The sequence below is a fragment of the Isoptericola maris genome, assembly GCF_048065335.1.
Taxonomy (GTDB): Bacteria; Actinomycetota; Actinomycetes; order Actinomycetales; family Cellulomonadaceae; genus Isoptericola; species Isoptericola rhizosphaerae.
On sequence record NZ_JBLUNY010000009.1, the window covers coordinates 1 to 21,512 of the forward strand.

The following is a 21,512-nucleotide window of genomic DNA, read 5'->3' on the forward strand; positions in this document are numbered from 1 at the left end:
TGTTGCGGGTCATGACGTTGGTGACGCGGGGCCGGGAGTGAGGAAGGGGTAGGCCCTGGCGGCAGGATGGAAGTGCGACCAACCGTCCTCGCCGAGAAAGACCTACCCCTTCATGACTCACGCTAACGCCCCGTTGACCCCTGCTGGCCGCCTGCGTCTGGTCCAGCGCTGCCAGGCGCGCCCGATCGCTCACGTCGCTGCGGAGGCCGGTGTCTCACGCGCCTGCCTGTCGAAGTGGAAGAACCGGTACGACCGGTTCGGTGAGGCAGGTCTGCACGATCGGGCCAGCATCCCGCACACCTCGCCGACGCAGACCCCGGCGAAGGTCGTCGAGCGCATCGAGGAGCTGCGTCGCGAACACAAGTGGTCCGCGGCCCGTATCGCGCTCGAGCTCGCAGCCGAGGGCCACCACGTCTCGACCCGCACAGTGGGCCGCTGGTTCGAGCGCCTCGGCATCAACAAGCGCCGGCACCTGGACCCCGACGGGTCGTCCAACCGTCGCCCTGGACGGATCACGGCCCGCTACCCGGGCCACATGCTCCACCTGGACGTCAAGAAGGTCGGCCGCATCCCCGATGGCGGCGGATGGCGCGCCCACGGCCGCGGCTCGGACCAGGACAAGGCCGCCCAGCGCGCCAAGACCCGCGGCACGAGGGCCGGATACGTCTACCTGCACTCCGCGGTCGACGGGTCCTCCCGCCTGGCCTACACCGAACACCTGGCCGACGAGAAGGCCGCCACCACCATCGGCTTCTTCTGCCGCGCAAGAGCGTTCTTCGCCGCGCACGGCATCAACCGGATCGTGCGGGTCGTGACCGACAACGGCGCCAACTATCGTGCCCGTGACTTCGGACGCACCGTGGGCTCCTTCGCCTCGCGCCACCAGCGCACCCGCCCCTACACACCCCGCCACAACGGCAAGGTCGAGCGCTACCAGCGCATCCTGACCGAGGAGCTCCTCTACGCCCGCACCTGGACCAGCGAGGCCGAACGCGCCAACGCCCTGCAGATCTGGAACCTGCACTACAACTACCATCGGCCCCACACCGCCGTCGGGAACCAGCCCCCCGCCGCGAAACTACCGACCAGCGTCACCAACGTCGTGGCCGGCAACACCTAGTTCTCAGCCCACGAGCCGGTCAGACCCCGGGAGCGGTCAGCGCCAGCACGCCCGTCACGCCCGCCGTGCACCAGCACAGGAAGACGTCGAAGCTGCGGCTGCGGATGGCCAGGCCGACGGGTCCCGAGGGCGACACCGCCCGCCAGGCCCCGGCCACGGCGAGGGTCGCGGCGATCGTGAGCGCGCCGAGCCGTGCGCCGACCGTCATCCCCAGGACCACGGCGAGGACGATGCCGGCCAGGACGACGAGGATCGCCGGCAGCGGGCTGCGCACCGGTCGCGACCGATCGTGCGGGGCGGCTTCGACGGCGTGCCAGTGCGGCTGCGCGCGGGCGTCGGCATCAGGGACCACGCTTCGAGCCTACCTGCCACGGCGCCCGCGCCGGCCCGCGTTAGCGTGGGCCCGTGCCGTCCACCGCCTCCCCCGCCCCTCGTTCCGTCGTCGTGGTCGGCGCCGGCCTCGCCGGTGCACGAACCGTCGCGGCCCTGCGCGCGCACGGGTTCGACGGACCGGTCACCCTGCTCGGTGACGAGGGTGTCCCGCCGTACGACCGCCCGCCGCTGTCCAAGGAGCTCTTCTCGCGTCCCGAGCCGGCCTGGCTCGCCGGCGAGATCGACACCGACGTGACACAGCTCGCCGACGCCCGCCTCGCCGCTCGCGCGACCGGGCTCGACGTCGGGGTCGACGGCGTGCGGGTCGCCACGGACGGCGGGGACGAGACCGCCGACGCGGTGGTCCTCGCCGTCGGCTCGCGGGCCGTCTCGCCCTGGCCGGACGCCGTGACCCTGCACTCGGCCGCGGACGCGGAGCGGCTGCGCGAGCGTCTGCGGCCCGGCAGCCGGCTCGTCGTCGTCGGCGCCGGCTGGGTGGGGGCCGAGGTCGCGGGGGTGGCCGCGGCCCAGGGAGTCGACGTGACCGTCGTCGAGGCGGCCGCCGCCCCGCTGGAGCGCCAGCTCGGCGACGTCGGCGCACGGACCGTGCCGTGGTACGCCGAGGCCGGTGTCGACCTGCGCCTCGCGATGCCGGTGCTGGACGTGGACGACGCCGGGGTGACCACGGCCGAGGGCCGCATCGACGCCGACACCGTCCTGGCCGCCGTCGGCGCCCGACCCGCGACGGCGTGGCTGCCGTTCGACCTCACGGCGGACGGTCGCGTGCCGGTGGACGCCGCGGGCCGTTGGGCCGCGGACGCCCCGGAGGAGATCCGGCAGCGGGTGTGGGCCGTCGGCGACTGCGCCGCCCGCCCGCACCCGGTGTTCGGGACCGTCCCTGGCGGGCACTGGAGCAGCGCGCTGACGGATCCCGAGGCCACCGTGCTGGACATGCTGGGACGGTCCGACGCCCCGCGGCCCGCCGCGCCCTACGTCTTCTCCCAGCAGCTCGGGCACGACCTCGCGTTCTTCGGGGTCCGGCACGGCGACGAGGACGTCGTCGTGCGTCCCCTGGCGGCCGGCTGGGCCGCGCTGTACCTCGCGCCGGGCGCGGGGCCACGGCGCGGGCTGCGGGCGGCCGTGGTCGCCGACTCCCCGCGCGACGTCGGGGGCCTGCGGCGGCTGCTCGGCCGGCCCCGGGCGGGGGTGGGGGCCCCCGACCCCCCGGGGGGCCCCGCCGGGCCTGGGGGGGGGGCGGGGCGGCCCCCGGGGGGGCGCGGTCGACCGCGCCCGCGCGGCGGACCCGGACGTCCGCTGGCGCGACCTGCCCGAGGGCTGACCCGGAGCGGGCCGGCGAGTGCAGGGACAGCCCGACCATCAGCTCCAGCGAGCTCAGTGCGCGAAGTGGCGCGTCCCGGTGAGGTACATCGTCACGCCGGCTGCTTGCGCGGCCGCGACGACCTCCTCGTCACGGATCGACCCGCCGGGCTGGACGACGGCGCGCACCCCGGCGTCGAGCAGCACCTGCAGCCCGTCGGCGAAGGGGAAGAACGCGTCGGAGGCCGCCACGGCGCCACGGGCCCGCTCGACCGGTCCTGACTCGCCGTCGGCGAGCGTGTTCGCCCGCTCGACGGACAGGCGGCAGGAGTCCACGCGGTTGACCTGTCCCATGCCGATGCCGACGGCGGCGCCGTCGTGGGCGAGCAGGATCGCGTTCGACTTGGCCGCCCGGACGGCACGCCAGGCGAACTCGAGGTCCGCGAGCGTGGCGTCGTCGGCGGCTTCGCCGGCCGCGAGGGTCCAGGACGCCGGGTCGTCGCCGTCGGCCTGGAACCGGTCGACCTCCTGGACCAGCAGGCCGCCCGAGACCGGGCGCACCTCGACCGGCGCAGACGGTGCGCCGTCGACCTCAAGCAGCCGGATGTTCTTCTTGGCCTGCAGCACCTCGAGCGCCTCGGGCTCGAAGCCGGGGGCCACGACGACCTCGGTGAAGACCGGGGCGATCTGCTCCGCCGCGGCCTTCGTGACCACACGGTTGGCCGCGATCACGCCGCCGTAGGCGGAGACCGGGTCGGTCGCGTGGGCGCGGGCGTGCGCCTGGGCGACGTCCGCCCCGACGGCGATGCCGCACGGGTTGGCGTGCTTGATGATCGCCACCGCCGGCCCGGAGTGGTCGTGGGCGGCACGCCAGGCGGCATCGGCGTCCACGTAGTTGTTGTAGCTCATCGCCTTGCCGTGCAGCTGGGTGGCCCGGGCCAGGCCGCTCGCGCCGTCGGTGCGGCCGTAGAGCGCGGCCGCCTGGTGCGGGTTCTCGCCGTAGCGCAGCACGTCGCTGCGCTCCCAGGTGGCACCGGTGACGTCCGGCAGCCCGGACTCGGCGGCGGACTCGTCCGGTGCGTACACCGAGGCGAACCACGAGGAGACCGCCACGTCGTACGAGGCGGTGTGGGCGAACGCCGCCGCGGCCAGGCGCTTGCGCTGGGCGAACGTGAACCCGCCGGCCTGCGCGGCCGCCACGACGTCGTCGTACCGCGCCGGGTCGACGACGACGGCGACGCTCGGGTGGTTCTTCGCGGCGGCACGGACCATGGACGGGCCGCCGATGTCGATCTGCTCGACGACGGCGTCGGGCTCGGCGCCCGAGGCGACCGTCTCGGCGAACGGGTAGAGGTTGACCACGACGAGCTCGAACGCGTCGATCTCCAGCTCGGCGAGCTGGCGCCGGTGGTCCGCCTTGCGGGTGTCCGCGAGGATCCCGGCGTGCACGCGCGGGTGCAGCGTCTTGACGCGACCCTCGAGGCACTCGGGGAATCCCGTCAGCTCCTCGACGCGCGTCACCGGGACGCCCCCGTCGGCGATACGTGCTGCCGTCGATCCGGTGGACACGAGCTCGACGCCCGCGGCGTGCAGGGCGGTGGCGAGCTCGGTCAGCCCGGACTTGTCGTAGACGCTGAGCAGGGCGCGGCGGACGGGCCGCCGGTCGTCGTCGGCGAGCTGGACGTCGGGGGACGTGGGGACTGCGGGTGCGCCGGACATCGTGGTGGTCTCCTCGGGTGGTGGCCTTCGCGGAAACCCTGGCACCCAGGCGGGCGGCGCGCACGGTGGACCGGACCGGCGTCGCCGGTCGGATCGGCCGCTCCCCGGTGGTTGTCCACCCTCGCCAGTCACGACCAGGGCAGATCCTACCGGCCGGGGACGGTCACCTTCATCCCCAGGAGCCGCCAGGCTCGCAGCGCGTAGCGCTCGCGCTCGGCCGCGGGCCGACGGGTGAGGGCGGCGGCGACCATCTCGACGCCGAGGAGGACGTCGTCCGTGGTGGTCCCGGGTCGCACGTCGCCGTCGGCGAGCGCACGCTCGAGCCGGGAGCCGAGGGCTTCGGCGGTCCGTTCCCGCAGGTCGAGGAGCCGTGGGTCGGGTCGCGACTCCGGCGACGCCGACGCGAGGTCGATGCTCACCACGGAGTCGATGGCGTGGCGGGTGACCACGCCGAGGAGGTCGGCGAGGGTGACCTCGGGGTCGTGGGCGATCTCCTCGACGGTGCTGACCTGCTCCTCGAAGAGCGCGAGCACGAGCGCGATGCGGTCGGGGAAGTGGCGGTAGAGGCTGCCCTGGCCGACGCCGGCGCGGCGGGCGACGGCGTTGAGGGGCGCCTGCGCTCCGCGCTCGGCGAAGATCTCGCGCGCGGCGGCGAGGAGCGCCGCGCGGTTGCGGGCGGCCGCCCGAGGGCCGGCGTTCGCCCTCCGCGAGGCCCCGCTCACGTGTGTGCTCACGGTGCTACTTTAGGCGGAGAGAACCGGACAGGCATGTCCGGCAGGCCGGAAGGAAGCCCACCGAGATGTCGGACCTCACCCTGAAGAACACCGTCGCCGAGTGGCTCGCGGACCCGGTCGGCGAGCACGCCCTGACCGAGATGCTCACCGAGGCAGGCGCGAGCCCCCGCTCGCTGGCACCCGCCCGACGGCTCAGCCTCGCCCGGCTCGTCAAGCTCTCCCGCGGAAAGTTCTCGGCGGAGGCGGCGGACGCCCTCGTCGCCCGCGCGGCCGAGCTCCGGGCAGCGGGCAGCGCCCCCGAGACCTCCGCGACCATGCCCACGACGACGACGGCCGGCAGGACGGAGACCGTCGAGCCCGCCGAGTGGGTCGAGCACGTCTCGCCCGGCCGCTTCGCCGGCCAGACCGTCGTCGTCACCGGCGCGGCCTCCGGCATCGGCCGTGCGACCGCCTCGCGGGTGGCTCGCGAGGGCGGCCGCGTCGTCGCCGTCGACATGACGCGCGGCGGGCTGGAGGAGCTGGCCGCCGAGCTCCGCGACGCCAGGGCGGGCGCCGACGTCGTCCCCGTCGTCGCGGACATCACCGACGACGCCGCGATCGCCGAGATCATGGCGGCCGCCGGAGGCCCGGTCCACGCCCTGGCGAACGTCGCGGGGATCATGGACCGGTTCGCCGCCGTGCACACCGTGGACGACGCGACGTGGGAGAAGGTCTTCGCGGTCAACGTGACGGGCACGATGAAGCTCATGCGCGCCGTCGTCCCCGGGATGCTCGCGGCGGCCGAGGGCCGGATCGTCAACGTCGCGTCCGAAGCGGGGCTGCGCGGCTCCGCATCCGGGGCCGCCTACACGGCGTCCAAGCACGCCGTCGTCGGCCTGACCAAGAACGCCGCGTTCATGTACACCGGCACGGGCGTGCGGGTGAACGCCGTCGCCCCGGGCGGGGTGGCCACCGGCATGCAGCCGCAGGACGTCGACGAGTTCGGCATGGGACGGGTGCAGTCGGCGATGGGGATCATGGCCGACATCGCGATGCCCGAGCAGCTCGCGGCCTCGATCACGTTCCTGCTCTCGGCCGACTCGACCAACATCAACGGCCAGGTCGTCGCGTCCGACGGCGGCTGGTCCGCCGCCTGACCCACCCGGACGGTTGTGGGCGCGATTTCTGGCCCGAAATACGTGGTTTGCACGTGTTCCAGACCCAGAAATCGCGCCCACAACCTCAGGGGGGATCGATCACGTCGTCGGGCCAGGTGGGCGGCAGCCCGATGCGCCGCACCGGGCGAGCGCACCACACGGCGACGACGGTCGCGCCCAGCAGCCCGGCGAGCACGCCGAGCGCCGGCCCGATCCCCCAGGTGGCGAGCAGACCGCTGCCCACCAGCGGCGCGACCGGCAGCGCGACCACGACGGTCAGGTCCATCACGGAGGCGAACCGGCCCTGCAGCTGGGGCGGGGTGATCGCCGCGGCATAGCCCGCCAGCCCGGAGTTCGCAGCGGGCACCAGCACCGTCCCGAGCCCCAGGGCGACGAGGTAGACGGCGAACGTCTGGCCCACGGCCATCACCACGGCCGCGAGCGTCACGAGGGCGAGGGCGACCGGAACCAGCAGCCCGACGCGCACCCCGGCGACCAGCTTCGGGGCGAGCACGGCGCCGAGGACCATCGAGACCCCGATGACGGCGGACAGCACCCCGATCCGCGCCGCGGGCGTGCCCGCGTCGGCGAGCGAGAGCGTGATGGCCAGGAGCATCCCGGTCAGGGTGATGTTGATGACGACGAAGAGCCCCAGACACACGCGGAACAGCGGCACCGACCAGACGTAACGGAGCCCTTCGCGCAGCGCGGCGACCGGGTGGACCTGGCGCGCCTCGGTGGTGTCGGCGTTGAGCGGCTCGCGCACGAGCCACGTGCACACCGCCGTGGCCAGGTGGCCCACGGCGCCGGCGACGAGCGGCGCGGCGTGGGCGATGCCGTACAGGACCCCGCCGAGGGGCCCGGCGACGAGGCCCGCCGCCGCGTCGCGGCCCTGGGCGGCCGCGTACGCCGTCGGGAGCTGCTGCTGCGGGACCACGGAACGGAAGGCGCCGGCGACCGACGGCTCGACGAACGCCCCGGCGACCGAGGACGTGAGCAGGACGGCGGTCAGGTGCACGGCGGTCAGCTCGCCAGACAGCCCGGCGACGGCCGCGCTCGCCCAGGCCAGGGCGGCGACCCCGGCGGTCACGACGATGAGTCGACGTCGGTCGGTCCGGTCGGCCACGACGCCGGCCGGCAGCGCGGCGAGCAGCCCACCGGCGTGCCCGACGGCGGTGATCACGCCGGCCTGCCAGACCGACCCGGTGAGAGCGAGGGCGAGCAGGGGGATCGCGAACGCGGCGATCCCCGCACCGAGCGCCTCCGTGGTCAACCCCGACATGACCAGCAGGTAGGAGCGGTTGCGCAGCAGGCTGGGCGGCTGGTCCACCGCGGGCGTCGGGCCCGTTCGTGTCGTCATACGCGCAACAGTAATTGCGCATGCTCTAGTGCGCAATACTCCTTGCGCAAGTGCTCTTGCTAGCATCCGGTCCGTGGAGGAGACGTTCCTGGTACAGAGCCCGGAGGCCCTGAAGGCGATCGCGCACCCGGTGCGGCAACGCATCCTCATGCAGCTCATGGTGATGGAGCACGCCCGCGCGGCGGACCTCGCGCGCGCTATCGGCGAGCCCGCCAACTCCATCAGCTTCCACCTGCGCACGCTGGCCAAGGCCGGCATGGTGGTCGAGGCACCCGAGCACGCGCGGGACAAGCGGGACCGCGTGTGGCGCAACGTCGCGAAGTCGTACCGGGTGGACCCGAGCACCCCCGGTGCGGCGGACGAGGCGATGCGTCCCGCGACCGCCTGGCTGCAGCACCTCGTCGCCCGGGCGTCGGAGGGTCGGCAGCCGGACGACGACGGGCGGCACCGCCTCCTGCTCGTCAACAACCTCCCCCTCACCGCTGCGGAGGCCGAGCAGTTCGGCGAGGAGCTCGTCGCCTTCCAGGAACGCTGGGTCGAGCAGACCTTCGAATCGGCGCGGTCCGACCCCTCCACACCGCGCGAGATCTACCAGCTGCTGATGGCACTGGGGCCGCGCCACGAGGAGGCCGGCGACGCGGACCGGTAGGTTGACCTGCGATGTCGTCCTGCCGGCGTCGGGCACCGAGCTCCCGGACGACTACGAGGTCTGGGTGGTCGTCGACCTCGGCACGCAGAGCGACTCCCAGGCCTACCCGGACCCGACGACGGAGTGACGGCGGGGTCAGGCGCCGAGGACGCCCTGCCGCCCCTCGACCCGCAGCCCCTCGCGCACGACGCGGCCCACCGTCTCGACGAGCAGCGCCCGCTCGGCGACCTTGATCCGCTCGTGGAGGCTCTCCTCGTCGTCCCCGTCCAGCACGGGCACCGCGGTCTGCGCGATGATCGGGCCGGTGTCGACCCCGTCGTCGACCACGTGGACGGTGCAGCCGGTCACCCGGACCCCGTAGGCGAGGGCGTCCCGGACGCCGTGCGCCCCGGGGAACGAGGGCAGCAGCGCCGGGTGGGTGTTCACGACCCTGCCGGGGAACTGCTCGAGGAACGTCGGGGCGAGGAGGCGCATGAACCCGGCGAGCACCACGTAGGCCGGCTGGAACACCGCGACGGCGTCGGTGAGCCCGAGGTTCCACGCCGCCCGGTCCTCGAAGTCCCCCGGAGCCACCACGACGGACGGCACGCCGGCCTGGCGGGCCAGCTCGAGCGCCCCCGCCCCCGGCTTGTCGGAGACGACACCGACGACGCGCGCACCGTAGGAGGGATCGTCGTGGGCGGCGAGCAGCGCCGCCAGGTTCGACCCTCCCCCGGAGGCGAGGACCACGAGACGAGCACCGGGCGCGGGTTCGACAGGATGTCCGGAGGGGGTCTGCACGGCCCTCAGCCTACGGGTGCCGCACCCGCCCGACCAGGTGGTGGGCGAGCAGGACGATCGCGGCGCCGCCGCCGACCTCCGCCGCGACCAGCCCGCCGGTCAACCACACGTCGGCGCCCACGACGGCGAGCGCGCCCGCGCCCGCGGACCCGCCGGCCACCCACTGCAGGACGACCGTGAGCGCACCCGCCGCGAGCGTCGTCCCCGTCACGATCCAGACGAGGTCCCGCCACGCGACCTGGCTCGGCTCGAGGCGCTGCCACGCGAACCAGCCGCCGACGGCCCCGCACGCGACGACCAGCACGGGCGCCCAGGCAGCGTACGGCGTCGACCAGGACTCGCCCGGCAGGACGCCCAGGAGCGGGACAGCCGGCAGGGCGGCAGCCTCCGTGGTGGCCGCGGAGAAGGTTCCGCCCTCACCGACGACGAACCCCGGCCCGGCGATCCACGACGTCGCCCACACCACCAGGTTGGGCACCAGCACCGCCTGGCCGAGCAGCAGGAGCACCACACCGAGACCGCTCGCACCGAGACCGCCGGCGACCAGCGACGCGGTCTCGCGTCCCAGCACCACCCACACGCCGACGAGCAGCCCGCCGAGCCCGACGAGCAGCGCGACGCCGACGACGGCGGCACGCATCCCCAGACGGAGGGTGTCGGGCAGGTAGGGGTCCATCCGTGGCGCGAGCCCGGCCAGCAACGGACCGTCGGGCGCCGAGAACATGCCCAGCGCGATCCCGCCGCCCCCGACGACCAGCCCGCCGACGACGGCGGCACCCACCTGGACGACGACGTCCGTCGCACCGCTGGTCGCCGCGGTCGCCCCGACCACGTCCAGGACGATCGCGAGCGTGGCGGTCGCCGCGGCGTAGGTCACCGTGCCGGCGACCCACGCCGCGAGGGTCGGCACCGCCGACCGCTTCGCCGCCACGTGCAGGGTGAACAGGACCAGCGCCGTGATGCCGAGCGGCACCACCGTCAGCGTCGCCCCGGCCGCCGACAACGGCACCCCGTGGCCGAGCAGCCACAGGCCCGTGGCGACGGCGACGCCCGCGCCGAGCCCGCCGTCGGCCCCGGACGCCGAAGGTGCGTCCAGGACGGCGACCACGGCGAGCAGGGCCACGACGGCGTACGACAGGCCGATCGACTGCACCGCGGCCCACACCCCGCTCGACCCGAGCGCAAACCGTTCCCGCAGGCGTCCCTGCGCGAGCTGCTCGACGACAGGGGCGGTTCCGGACCGGGGTGCTGCGCTCACGGCCTCATCGTCCCTCGCGTCCGGTGCGGCGTCGTCGTCCCACGCCGGGGACGACGACGCCCGCCCGTCCGGGGCCGGAAGGGCGGGCGTCGCTCATGGCTCAGGCGCCCTGCAGGATCTCCCGCATGAGCGCGGCAGTCTCGGACGGCGTCTTGCCGACCTTGACGCCGACGGCCTCGAGGGCCTCCTTCTTCGCCTGCGCGGTGCCGGCAGAGCCGGAGACGATGGCGCCGGCGTGGCCCATCGTCTTGCCCTCGGGGGCGGTGAAGCCCGCGACGTAGCCGACGACCGGCTTGGTGACGTGCTCCGCGATGTAGGCCGCGGCACGCTCCTCGGCGTCGCCGCCGATCTCGCCGATCATGACGATCGCCTTGGTCTCCGGGTCGTTCTCGAAGGCCTCGAGCGCGTCGATGTGCGTGGTGCCGACGATCGGGTCGCCACCGATGCCGATGGCCGTGGAGAACCCGAGGTCCTTCAGCTCGTACATCATCTGGTAGGTCAGCGTGCCCGACTTCGACACGAGACCGATCGGGCCCTTGCCGGTGATCGTGTGCGGAGTGATCCCGGCCAGGGACTCACCCGGCGTGATGATGCCAGGGCAGTTCGGGCCGATCATGCGCGTGCTCTTGCCCTGCAGGTAGGCCCAGATCTCGGCCGTGTCCTGCACCGGGACGCCCTCGGTGATGACCACGATGAGCGGCATCTCGGCGTCGACGGCCTCGATGGCCGCGTCCTTGGTGAAGGCCGGCGGCACGAACAGCACGGAGACGTTCGCGCCGGTCTCGGCCATCGCCTCCTTGACCGTGCCGAACACGGGCAGGGTGACGTCGTTGCCGTCGTGGTCCTTGTGCTCGACCGTGGTCCCGGCCTTGCGGGCGTTGACGCCGCCCACGATCTGCGCGCCCGAGTCGAGCATCAGGGCGGTGTGCTTGGCACCCATCCCGCCGGTGATGCCCTGGACGATGATCTTCGAGTCGGAGTTGAGGTAGATCGACATGGCTCTTGTGTCTCTGCTTTCGACGTCGTCTCGGGGGCGATCAGGCCGCTGCGGCCTTGGCGGCGGCAGCGTCCGCGCCACCGTCCATGGTCTCGGCCAGGGTGACCAGCGGGTGCGCGGCGTCGGCCAGGATCTGGCGGCCGAGCGCGACGTTGTTGCCGTCCAGCCGGACGACGAGCGGCTTGGTCGCCTCGTCGCCGAGGATCTCCAGCGCGCCGACGATGCCCCTCGCGACCTCGTCGCAGGCGGTGATGCCGCCGAACACGTTGACGAACACCGACTTGACCTGCGGGTCGTGCAGGATGACGTCGAGCCCGTTGGCCATCACCTCGGAGTTCGCGCCGCCACCGATGTCGAGGAAGTTGGCGGGCTTGACCCCACCGTGCTCCTCGCCGGCGTAGGCCACGACGTCGAGCGTGCTCATGACGAGCCCCGCGCCGTTGCCGATGATGCCGACCTCGCCGTCGAGCTTGACGTAGTTGAGGCCGTTCGCCTTGGCCTTGGCCTCCAGCGGGTCGGCCGCCGCCTTGTCCTCGAGCTCGGCGTGGTCCGGGTGCCGCACCTCGGAGGCGTTCTCGTCGAGGGTGACCTTCCCGTCGAGCGCGATGATCTCGCCGTCCTCGGTGCGGACCAGCGGGTTCACCTCGACCAGGGTGGCGTCCTCGGCCGTGAACACGGCCCAGAGCTTGCGGATCGCGTCGGCGACGGGAGCCTTGAGGTCGTCGGCGAAGCCCGCGGCGTCCACGATCTCGGCGGCCTTGGCCTCGTCGATGCCGACGATCGGGTCGACCGCGACCTTCGCGAGGGCCTCGGGACGCTCGACGGCGAGCTGCTCGATCTCCATGCCGCCCTCGACGGAGCACATCGCCAGGTAGTTGCGGTTCGAGCGGTCCAGCAGCACCGAGAAGTAGAACTCCTCGGCGATCTTCGCGCCCGCCGCCACCATCACGCGGTGGACGGTGTGGCCCTTGATGTCCATGCCGAGGATCTCCTCGGCCTTCTGCGCGGCCTCGTCGGGCGAGTGCGCCAGCTTCACACCGCCGGCCTTGCCACGGCCGCCGGTCTTGACCTGGGCCTTAACGACGACGGTCCCGCCGCCGAGCTTCTCCGCACCTGCACGAGCCTCTTCGGGGGTCGTCGCGACGACTCCCCCGAGCACGGGCACGCCGTGCTTCTCGAAGATGTCGCGAGCCTGGTATTCGAACAGGTCCACCCTGCTGCGTCCTTCCATCGGTTGAGCCCCTGGGTCGGCAGAGGCCGGCCTGAGCGATGTCTCGACGTCAAGACATCTTGTCCAGAGTAGCCCTCTCACGCTCGACGGCGGTACGCCCCGGCAGAATTCCTGACGACACCGTGACCGATTCCACACGCCCGTCGCCCCCCCCCCGGGTCGGGGGAGCCCTTCAGAGCTTGGTGACCGGGGTGAAGCGCAGCAGCAGGCGCTTCGTCCCGTCGGCACCGAAGTCGATCTTCGCCACCGCGTTTCGACCGGCGCCCTCGAGGGACACGACCGTGCCGAGCCCGTACGCGTCGTGGGTGACCTTGTCCCCCACGTCCAACGACGGGATGTCCGCGTCGTCGCGGGGCGTCGCGGACCCGAAGCTGGCGCTGCCCGACGACGGCGCGCTCTTCCGGGCGACACCCGTCGCGGACGAGCGGCGCTCCCCCGACGGCGTGGTCCGACCGGCCCGCGGGCCCCCGTACCCGCCGCCCCAGGCAGACGCACCACGACGCAACGACTGCGTGGCGGACTCGGCCCGCCGCCAGTCCCACAGCTCGTCCGGGATCTCGTCGAGGAACCGGCTCGGCGGGAACTCGTTGGCCATGCCCCACGCCGACCGGGTGCCCGCCCGCGAGATGTACAGGCGCTCCCGGGCGCGGGTGATCCCCACATAGGCGAGGCGCCGCTCCTCGGCCAGCTCGGCGTCGTCGTGCAGGGACCGCATGTGCGGGAACGTGCCGTCCTCCATGCCGGTGAGGAACACCACCGGGAACTCGAGGCCCTTCGCGGTGTGCAGGGTCATCAGCGTGATGACGCCCGGGTCCTCCTGGGGCTCGGTCTCGTGCTGGTGCTCGGCACCACCGTCCGCCACGTCCTCGTCGGGGATCTGGTCCGCGTCGGCTACCAGGGACACCCGCTCGAGGAAGTCCGCCAGGTCACCCTCCGGGTCCAGCTCGGTGAACTCGGCGGCCACGGCGTGCAGCTCGGCCAGGTTCTCGACCCGCGTCCCGTCCTGCGGGTCGTCGCTCGCCCGCAGCTCGGCCAGGTAGCCCGTGCGGTCCAGGACCGCGCCGAGGATCTCGGCCGGGGTGGCGCCGTCGTCCACGAGCGCACGCAGCTCGCTCATCATCGCGGCGAAGACCCGCAGCGGCTTGAGCGACCGCGTCGTCATGCCGGGGATCTCGTCCACCCGGTCGAGGGCCGCGCCGAACGAGATCCGCTCGGCGTCCGCGAACCCGGCCACGAGCGACTCGGCACGGTCGCCCAGGCCACGCTTCGGCACGTTGAGCACCCGACGCAGGCTGACGTCGTCGTCCGGGTTGGCGAGCGCACGGAGGTACGCGACGGCGTCCTTGACCTCCTTGCGCTCGTAGAAGCGGGTCCCGCCGACCACCTTGTAGGGGAGGCCGACGCGGATCAGCACCTCCTCCAGCGCCCGGGACTGGGCGTTGGTGCGGTAGAAGATCGCGACGTCGCCCGGGCGCACACCGTGGCTGTCGCCGAGGCGGTCGATCTCCTGGGCGATGAACCGCGCCTCGTGGTGCTCGTCATCGGCGACGTAGCCGACGATCTTCGCACCGCCGCCCGCGTCCGTCCAGAGCCGCTTCGGCTTGCGGCCCGGGTTGCGCGAGATGACCTCGTTGGCCGCGGACAGGATGTTCTGCGTCGAGCGGTAGTTCTGCTCGAGCAGGATCGTCGTGGCGTCCGGGTAGTCCTCCTCGAACTCCACGATGTTGCGGATCGTGGCGCCGCGGAACGCGTAGATCGACTGGTCGGCGTCGCCGACGACGGTCAGCTCCGCCGGGTCGAGACCTTGCTCGACCGCATCCTTCGAGGCTCCGGCGATCTCGCGCACCAGCACGTACTGCGCGTGGTTCGTGTCCTGGTACTCGTCGACGAGGACGTGCCGGAACCGGCGACGGTAGTGCTCCGCCACCGCCGGGAACGCCTGGAGGAGGTGGACAGTCGTGGCGATGATGTCGTCGAAGTCCAGAGCGTTCGCCTGCGCGAGCCGCGCCTGGTAACGGCGGTAGACGTCGGCGAGCACCGCGTCGAACTGGACGGCCCCCGCGTCGGCGAGGCCCCCGCCCGCGAGTGCCCGCTCCCGCCAGCCGTCGGCCGTGGCGTCGCTGCCCGCCTGCTGGGCGTAGGTGTCGGGGTCGATCAGCTCGTTCTTCAGGTCGCTGATCCGGTGCGCGAGGGAGCGCGCCGGATACTTCTTCGTGTCCAGGTCGAGCTCGCGGCACACCAGCGTGATGAGTCGCTGGGAGTCGGCGGCGTCATAGATCGAGAAGCTGGAGCGCAGGCCCAGCGTCTTGGCCTCGCGGCGCAGGATCCGCACGCACGCGGAGTGGAACGTCGACACCCACATGCGGCTCGCCGCGGGCCCCACGAGCTGGGCGACGCGCTCGCGCATCTCCGCAGCGGCCTTGTTGGTGAACGTGATCGCCAGGATCTGGCCCGGGTGGGCGCGGCGCGTCGCGAGCAGGTGCGCGATCCGGTGCGTCAGCACCCGCGTCTTGCCCGAGCCCGCCCCCGCCACGATGAGCAGCGGCGACCCCGAGTGCACGACGGCGGCGCGCTGGTTCGTGTTCAGCCCTTCCAGCAGCGCGTCGGCGGCGGCGTTCTGCTCGGGCTCGCGCCGGTCTCCCTGCTCCGACGCGGGCGGCTGCGCCCAGTCCGGGGCGCCGTCGTCGTCCCATCGCGGTGCGGTGCGGGGAAGGCGCGCGGTGTCGCCCGACGGCGGGGCGTCGAAGCCGGGCAGCGAGAGGCTGTCGAAGAGAGAGGTCATCGTGGATCAAGGGTAGGCGCCGGAGCCGACACGACGGGACCTCAGCGCGCCGTGCGGGTGCCGCTCGGATACTGTCGCGCCATGGATCCCGTGGCCCACGGCCCTGACCTGCTGCGGACCCCGTCACGCCTGGTCAACCCTGCCACGGTCGGCGGTGCGGTCGCCGTCGGCGTCGGCCTCGTGCTGGTGCTCGTCCCGGCGGTCTCGCTCGGTCTGACCGAGACGGTGATCGCCCTCGGCCTGCTCGTCTCCGGGACGAACGACCTGTGGGACGTCGTGCGGCGCCGCCGGGCGCGGCCCACCGCACGCGCCGCCGCCGTGCTGCGCGGGTCGGCCTCCCTGGTGCTCGCGGGGGTCTTCCTGCTCTCCGGTCGCGACGCCCTGACCGCCACGCTCCTGCTCGGTGGGACGTACCTGCTGTTCCGCAGCGTCGTCACGCTCGTGCTGGCCGTGTTCAGCCACGACCGGACCCGCCGCGCCCCCCGGTACGCCGGCGGCGCGGTAGGGCTCCTGCTCGGCCTGCTCGTGGTGGCCGCACCAGAGGTCGTGGAGAACTGGTTCATCGTCACGCTCGGGCTGACCGCGCTCGGTGGGGGCGCCGTCCTCCTGGCCTACGGCTATCGCGTCGCGGCCGGGCTCGTGGCGCCGCCCGAGGGCATGCGTCCCTCGCTCACGGAGATCCTGTGGACGTGGGTGGAGCGCGTCGACGTCGGCACCCGGCGCCGCGCCGAGCTGGCCGAGCAGCTCTACCTGGAACGCCCCGAGCGGGCGGCCAAGCAGGTGGCGTGGTGGACCATGCTGGTGCTGAGCGTCTGCATCGCCACCCTCGCCGTGCTGCAGGACTCCACCGCGGTGGTCATCGGCGCGATGCTGGTGGCCCCGCTCATGACGCCGATCCTCGGGCTCGCCGCCGCGGTGGTGAGCGGGTGGCCGCGGCGTGCGGCCGGTTCGCTCGTGCTGATCGTCGGAGGCGCCGCCGCCGCGGTCCTCGTCGCGTACGTCATCGCCTCGTGGGTGCCCGCCGTCGTCCTCTTCGACACCAACAGCCAGATCGGCTCGCGGGTGGACCCCACGCTGCTCGACATGCTCGTGGCGGTGGCCGCCGGGGCGGCCGGGGCGTTCGCCACCGTCGACCGCCGCGTCGCACCGTCGATCGCCGGGGTCGCGATCGCCGTTGCCCTGGTGCCCCCGCTGTCCGTCGTCGGGGTGGCGCTCGCCGCGGCTCGCCCGGGCGACGCGGCGGGAGCGATGCTGCTGTTCGCCACGAACTTCGTGTCGATCGTCCTGTCGGCCTCGGTCGTCTTCGTCCTGGCGGGTCTCGCGGACCCCCGGCGACTACGGCGCGAGGGTCGCACGGTGCTGCTCACCCTGGCACCGTTCGTCACGGCGGCGCTGCTGATCCTCGTCCCGCTGCTGCTCACCACGGACGGCCTGCTCAGCACGTCGGCGGACAGGCGGGCGGCGCAGACGGCCGTGCGGGACTGGCTCGGCGACGACCCGTCCCTCAGCCCGACGGAGGTAGCCGTCGGCGACGCCGTCGTGACCGTCGAGCTGGCCGGACCGTCCGACGACCTCCCGGCCCTGGAGGACCTGCGCGCGGCGCTCGAGGACGCGCTGGACGGCAGCTACGCCGTCGAGGTCGCCGTCACGCCCGTGGTGACGCAGCGGCTGCCGGCCTCCGGATGAGGGCCGCCGTCCTGGTTCACGGATCGACGGCTGAAGCCTGATCTTCCGCGACGCCGGCCCTCGCCGAGCGGCGCATGGGCACGTGCGGGATGCCGTCCTCGAGGTACTCGGGCCCGTCGACGACGAACCCGAACGTCCCGTACCAGCCGGCCAGCGGAGACTGCGCCCCCAGGACCACGTCCGCCTCGGGAGCAGCCGCCGACGCCGCAGCGAGCGCCGCGCGCATCAGTTCGCCCGACGCGCCGGTCCCCCGCACGTCCGGGTGGCACACGACGCGACCGATCCGCTGGACGTCGCCGTCGTCGAGCACCCGGGCGGTGCCCACGACCCGGTCGCCGTCCAGGAGCACGACATGCCGGGTGCCCGGCTCGAGGTCCCGACCGTCGAGGTCCGGGTAGGGGCAGTCCTGCTCGACGACGAACACGTCCTGGCGCAGCCGCCAGATCCCGTAGGCGGTGCGGGGGTCGAGTGCGTCGAAGGACCGGGTGAGGGTGTGCACGGCGGTCACGTGACGAAGAGCCCGACGATCCACACCCCGGTCGCGGCGAGCCCGCCGAGGAGCTGGATGCCGATGGTGATGGCGGTCGCCTGCAGCGCGGCGACCGTCGCGCGCCAGGCCGCCCGCGCGTCACGCCGGCGCAGGTACTCCATCACCAGCACCGCCAGGGTGAAGAACAGGAACAGCCCCACCACGGGGACGACGAAGAACCCGACGATGCCGGCGAGCCCGCCGACGGCGAGGGTCGACCAGGGCACCTCGGCGCGGCGCATGTGCCGACCCGCCAGCAGCCACTGACCGATCTCCGCGAGGACGATCACCAGCGCCGCGACAACGAAGCACACCCACGCCGCGGTCCCGCCCGTCACCCAGGCCCACACGAGCACCGAGCCGAGCACGAGGACGTTCCCGGGCAGGATCTGGACGACGATACCGACCAGGCCCACGGCGATCGCGAGGCCGACGAGGACCTCTCCGAGCATGCTCACCGGGCGCGACCGCCCGTGGCGAGCGCCGTCGTCGTCCCGGGGATCACCAGAAGACGGCCACGAGGATGTTGGCCAGCGTCAGCGCACCGATCGCGTGCTTCAGCCCGGGGCTGACGGCGCCCGTGCCGTTGTCCGCCTTGTTCCCCTGCCGCTTGGCGACGAGGGCGAGGACCGTGATGACCAGCGCGACGGTGAGCTTGACGCCGATCTTGGCCATGGACGGGCCGTCGTCGCCCCACACGTCGCCCATCTCCGCGGTCCCGACCATGAGGACGCCCGCGACCAGCGCGGTCGCCGCCCCGTGGAACACCCCGCGGTACAGGCCTGGGCTGCGCAGCGACGCGAGGTAGCCACCGAGGACGATGGCCCACCCGACGAAGTGCAGCACCGTGAAGAGGTTGTAGAGGAACTCCATGCCGACAGCCTATCCGCGCCACGCCGCCGCGGATGGCGTCTCAATCCGTGACACTCGTCCCAGCATGCGGACCTGGGGTTTCGCGAGATGGTCGTACCGGGTTAGATTCCTCGACATGACCACGGCTGCGCCCCACTTCCTCACGACCACCCGTCGTGAGATGTCCGCGCGCCCCAGCCTGCGCATGCGCATGTGCAGCTGTCAGTGCTGCTGTCGCTGATCGCGCCCCACCTCAGCCCCCACCGCCACTGCGGATTCTGAGCACCGGCGCGCGCCGTCGGTCTCGGCCCATCTCTGCTGAGCCATCGTCGTCGCGCGTCCCGCCCCCGAGGACCCGAGGAACCCCCCAGGATGACGACGCAGACCACCTCCGCCACGCAGGCCCCCACCGACGCCCCCGCACGCCCGGCACGTGCCGCCCGGCCGAACGGCCAGTGGAAGATCGACGGCACGGCCCCGCTGAACCACAACGAGGAGTTCAAGCAGGAGTCCGACTCGCTCGCCGTGCGCGAACGGATCGAGAACGTCTACGCCCACGAGGGCTTCGACTCCATCACCGACGACGACCTGCACGGCCGTTTCCGCTGGTGGGGGCTGTACACCCAGCGCAAGCCCGGGATCGACGGCGGGCGCACGGCCACGCTCGAGCCGCACGAGCTCGAGGACCGCTACTTCATGCTCCGCGTGCGCACCGACGGCCAGGCCCTCGACCCGACCGCGCTGCGGGTGCTCGGCGACATCTCGACCGACTACGGCCGGGGCAGCGCCGACATCACCGACCGGCAGAACATCCAGTACCACTGGATCGAGGTCGAGAACGTGCCGGAGATCTGGCGTCGCCTCGACACCGTGGGCCTCGAGACGACGACGGCGTGCGGAGATTCCCCCCGCGGGTTCCTCGGCAGCCCGGTCGCGGGCGTCGCCGCCGACGAGATCATCGACCCGACGCCGGTGATCCGCGAGATCAAGCGCCGGTACATCGGCGACCCGGACCTCGCCAACCTGCCGCGCAAGTTCAAGACCGCGATCACGGGGCACCCCAGCCTCGACGTGGTCCACGAGATCAACGACGTCTCGCTCGTGGGCGTGCGCCACCCCGAGCTCGGCGCCGGCTACGACCTGTGGGTCGGCGGCGCGCTGTCGACCATGCCCCGCCTCGGCGAGCGCCTCGGCGTGTTCGTCACCGCCGAGCAGGCGCCCGACGTCTGGCACGGCGTGATCCGGATCTTCCGTGACTACGGGTACCGCCGCCTGCGGAACAAGGCCCGCCTGAAGTTCCTGCTCAAGGACTGGGGCGTCGAAAAGTTCCGGAAGATCCTGGAGGACGAGTACCTCGGCTACCAGCTCCCCGACGGTCCCCCGCCGGCACCGGCCACGCGGCCGGGCGACCACGTCGGGGTCCACGAGCAGAAGGACGGCCGCTTCTACGTGGGGGCCGCGCCCGTCGTCGGGCGGGTCGGCGGCGGGACGCTCACCGGCCTCGCGGACCTCATCGAGTCGGTCGGTGCGGAGTCGGCCCGGCTGACCGCGCACCAGAAGGTCGTCATCCTCGGCGTCCCGGCCGACCGGGTGGACGAGCTGGTCGCCGGGCTCGAGCCGCTCGGCCTCACCGCCCGGCCCAGCCTGTTCCGGCGCTCGACCATGGCCTGCACCGGCATCGAGTACTGCAAGCTCGCGATCGTCGACACCAAGGACACCGCGGCGCGCGTGATCAGCGAGCTCGAGGAACGGCTCGGCGACATCGAGGGTCGCCTCGGCCGGCCGATCGAGCTCAACGTCAACGGCTGCCCCAACTCGTGCGCCCGGATCCAGACGGCCGACGTCGGGCTGAAGGGCCAGATCATCACCGTCGACGGCGAGCAGATGCCCGGCTTCCAGGTGCACCTGGGCGGCGGGCTGGTCGACGACGCACGCGAGGCCGGCGAGCTCGGCCGCACCGTGCGCGGGCTGAAGGTGCCGGCCACGGACGTCGCCGACTACGTCGAGCGGGTCGTGCGCCGGTACGAGTCCGAGCGCGAGGTCGCCGAGACGTTCGCCCAGTGGGCCCACCGGGCCGACGAGGAGGCGTTGCAGTGACCGCCGTCTCCGTCGCCCTCGGGGTCGGCCCCAACGCGTCCGGTGCACCCTCGGGTCCCGCGTCCTCGCTGGCCGGTGCGGCCGCGGCGGCCCGGCGTCGTGCCGCGGAACGCGACCGCTCCCGTGCCCGGCACCGCGCCCGCGTCGACGGCCGGGAGCGTCGGCGTCGCTCCGACGCGGAGCTGAGCCAGATCGCCGCGCGCGGCCGCCGCGAGCTCGGCGGGTCCGGGATCGGGTCGCCCGACGAGGCGTCGGCGCACGAGGTCATCGCCTGGGCCGTCGAGCAGTTCGGTGACTCCCTCGCCGTCGCGTCCTCGATGACGGACTCCGTCCTCGCCGCGCTGGTCAGCGAGCAGCTGCCGTGGGTCGACGTCCTGTTCGGCGACACCGGCTACCACTTCGCCGAGACACTTGGCACGCGGGACGCCGTGGAGCACTCGCTCGACGTGACGATCGTCGACGTGCGCCCGCGCCTCAGCGTCGCGGAGCAGGCCGAGGCCTACGGTCCCGACCTCTTCGCCCGCGACCCGGAGGCCTGCTGCCGCATCCGCAAGGTCGAGCCCATGCGCGACATGCTCGCCGGGTACGAGGCCTGGGCCACGGGCGTGCGGCGGGCGGACTCGGGCTCGCGCGCCTCCGCCGAACTGGTCTCCTGGGACGCGTCGAACAACCTGGTCAAGATCAACCCGATCGCGGCATGGTCGGACGACGAGCTGGTCGGGTACGCGCTGGCCAACGGGCTCACGGTGAACCCGCTGCTGAACGACGGGTACCCGTCGATCGGCTGCGAGCCCTGCACCCGTCGCGTGTCCGCGGGCGAGGACGCGCGGGCCGGCCGCTGGTCCGGCGTCGACAAGTCCGAGTGCGGTCTGCACATCTGAGCCGGCGAGGAT

The 21,512-nt window shown here is 73.2% G+C and carries 19 protein-coding genes and 1 pseudogene; 8 read left to right on the plus strand and 12 right to left on the minus strand.

Going from position 1 to position 21,512, the window contains the following annotated elements:
• The first annotated feature begins 112 nt into the window (after window positions 1–112).
• Window positions 113–1,120, plus strand: coding sequence for an IS481 family transposase (locus tag ACH5HR_RS13055; protein WP_416478240.1), 1,008 nt, complete (start codon window positions 113–115; stop codon window positions 1,118–1,120).
• A gap of 19 nt (window positions 1,121–1,139) precedes the next feature.
• Here ACH5HR_RS13055 and ACH5HR_RS13060 read toward each other — a convergent pair whose 3' ends face one another.
• A complete protein-coding gene (locus ACH5HR_RS13060; protein ID WP_402372292.1) occupies window positions 1,140–1,472 on the minus strand; it encodes a DUF3017 domain-containing protein in 333 nt (110 codons plus the stop codon).
• Window positions 1,473–1,564: 92 nt separating this feature from the next.
• Here ACH5HR_RS13060 and ACH5HR_RS13065 point away from each other — a divergent pair.
• Window positions 1,565–2,308, plus strand: a pseudogene (locus ACH5HR_RS13065) (FAD-dependent oxidoreductase); the annotation flags it as partial.
• A gap of 576 nt (window positions 2,309–2,884) precedes the next feature.
• On the opposite strand, the gene purH reads toward ACH5HR_RS13065, so the two are convergent.
• Together purH and ACH5HR_RS13075 are read right to left on the minus strand one after the other, a co-directional pair.
• Window positions 2,885–4,528 (minus strand): bifunctional phosphoribosylaminoimidazolecarboxamide formyltransferase/IMP cyclohydrolase, encoded by a 1,644-nt coding sequence (gene purH / locus ACH5HR_RS13070; protein WP_416478241.1) that lies wholly within the window; start codon window positions 4,526–4,528, stop codon window positions 2,885–2,887.
• A 146-nt stretch (window positions 4,529–4,674) separates the two neighbouring features.
• Entirely contained in the window at window positions 4,675–5,262 is a 588-nt protein-coding gene (locus ACH5HR_RS13075; RefSeq protein WP_416478243.1) for a TetR family transcriptional regulator, read from the minus strand.
• A 65-nt stretch (window positions 5,263–5,327) separates the two neighbouring features.
• Here ACH5HR_RS13075 and ACH5HR_RS13080 point away from each other — a divergent pair, with 65 nt between their 5' ends.
• Window positions 5,328–6,398 (plus strand): SDR family NAD(P)-dependent oxidoreductase, encoded by a 1,071-nt coding sequence (locus ACH5HR_RS13080; protein WP_402372299.1) that lies wholly within the window; start codon window positions 5,328–5,330, stop codon window positions 6,396–6,398.
• An 85-nt stretch (window positions 6,399–6,483) separates the two neighbouring features.
• Here ACH5HR_RS13080 and ACH5HR_RS13085 read toward each other — a convergent pair whose 3' ends face one another.
• Window positions 6,484–7,758, minus strand: a complete 1,275-nt coding sequence (locus ACH5HR_RS13085) for an MFS transporter (protein WP_416478246.1) — start codon at window positions 7,756–7,758, stop codon at window positions 6,484–6,486.
• Window positions 7,759–7,831: 73 nt separating this feature from the next.
• On the opposite strand from ACH5HR_RS13085, the gene ACH5HR_RS13090 reads away from it, so the two are divergent.
• Entirely contained in the window at window positions 7,832–8,407 is a 576-nt protein-coding gene (locus ACH5HR_RS13090; protein WP_402372302.1) for an ArsR/SmtB family transcription factor, read from the plus strand.
• 1 nt (window position 8,408) lies between these two features.
• On the plus strand, window positions 8,409–8,534 hold the full coding sequence (locus ACH5HR_RS13095; RefSeq protein ID WP_402372304.1) for a hypothetical protein: 126 nt from the start codon (window positions 8,409–8,411) through the stop codon (window positions 8,532–8,534).
• An 8-nt stretch (window positions 8,535–8,542) separates the two neighbouring features.
• Here ACH5HR_RS13095 and purN read toward each other — a convergent pair whose 3' ends face one another.
• From purN to pcrA, 5 genes are all read right to left on the minus strand, one after another.
• A complete protein-coding gene (purN, locus tag ACH5HR_RS13100; protein WP_402372306.1) occupies window positions 8,543–9,187 on the minus strand; it encodes a phosphoribosylglycinamide formyltransferase in 645 nt (214 codons plus the stop codon).
• Between the two features lie 10 nt (window positions 9,188–9,197).
• Window positions 9,198–10,445 carry a cell division protein PerM gene (locus ACH5HR_RS13105; protein ID WP_416478248.1) on the minus strand — a complete coding sequence of 416 codons (1,248 nt, stop codon included), beginning with the start codon at window positions 10,443–10,445 and terminating at the stop codon, window positions 9,198–9,200.
• 100 nt (window positions 10,446–10,545) lie between these two features.
• On the minus strand, window positions 10,546–11,442 hold the full coding sequence (gene sucD, locus ACH5HR_RS13110; protein ID WP_402372309.1) for a succinate--CoA ligase subunit alpha: 897 nt from the start codon (window positions 11,440–11,442) through the stop codon (window positions 10,546–10,548).
• 40 nt (window positions 11,443–11,482) lie between these two features.
• Window positions 11,483–12,655, minus strand: a complete 1,173-nt coding sequence (gene sucC / locus ACH5HR_RS13115; protein WP_402372311.1) for an ADP-forming succinate--CoA ligase subunit beta — start codon at window positions 12,653–12,655, stop codon at window positions 11,483–11,485.
• Between the two features lie 190 nt (window positions 12,656–12,845).
• Window positions 12,846–15,455, minus strand: coding sequence for a DNA helicase PcrA (gene pcrA / locus ACH5HR_RS13120; RefSeq protein WP_416478250.1), 2,610 nt, complete (start codon window positions 15,453–15,455; stop codon window positions 12,846–12,848).
• Between the two features lie 81 nt (window positions 15,456–15,536).
• Between pcrA and ACH5HR_RS13125 the strand changes: the two genes are divergently transcribed.
• Window positions 15,537–17,141: a DUF389 domain-containing protein gene (locus ACH5HR_RS13125; protein ID WP_416478251.1), complete on the plus strand. Its 1,605-nt coding sequence runs from the start codon at window positions 15,537–15,539 to the stop codon at window positions 17,139–17,141.
• A gap of 16 nt (window positions 17,142–17,157) precedes the next feature.
• Here the strand turns inward: ACH5HR_RS13125 and ACH5HR_RS13130 are convergent, their stop codons facing one another.
• From ACH5HR_RS13130 to ACH5HR_RS13140, 3 genes are read right to left on the minus strand one after another with little or no spacing between them, the layout of a single operon-like run.
• Entirely contained in the window at window positions 17,158–17,649 is a 492-nt protein-coding gene (locus tag ACH5HR_RS13130) for a GNAT family N-acetyltransferase (RefSeq protein WP_416478252.1), read from the minus strand.
• Window positions 17,646–18,122, minus strand: a complete 477-nt coding sequence (locus ACH5HR_RS13135) for a DUF456 domain-containing protein (RefSeq protein ID WP_402372921.1) — start codon at window positions 18,120–18,122, stop codon at window positions 17,646–17,648. The genes ACH5HR_RS13130 and ACH5HR_RS13135 overlap by 4 nt, the downstream gene beginning before the upstream one ends.
• Window positions 18,123–18,171: 49 nt before the next feature.
• Window positions 18,172–18,543 carry a hypothetical protein gene (locus tag ACH5HR_RS13140; RefSeq protein ID WP_402372318.1) on the minus strand — a complete coding sequence of 124 codons (372 nt, stop codon included), beginning with the start codon at window positions 18,541–18,543 and terminating at the stop codon, window positions 18,172–18,174.
• Between the two features lie 351 nt (window positions 18,544–18,894).
• On the opposite strand from ACH5HR_RS13140, the gene ACH5HR_RS13145 reads away from it, so the two are divergent.
• Window positions 18,895–20,619 carry a nitrite/sulfite reductase gene (locus tag ACH5HR_RS13145; RefSeq protein WP_416478254.1) on the plus strand — a complete coding sequence of 575 codons (1,725 nt, stop codon included), beginning with the start codon at window positions 18,895–18,897 and terminating at the stop codon, window positions 20,617–20,619.
• Entirely contained in the window at window positions 20,616–21,500 is an 885-nt protein-coding gene (locus ACH5HR_RS13150; RefSeq protein ID WP_416478256.1) for a phosphoadenylyl-sulfate reductase, read from the plus strand. Before ACH5HR_RS13145 ends, ACH5HR_RS13150 begins: the two co-directional genes overlap by 4 nt.
• Window positions 21,501–21,512: the final 12 nt, after the last annotated feature.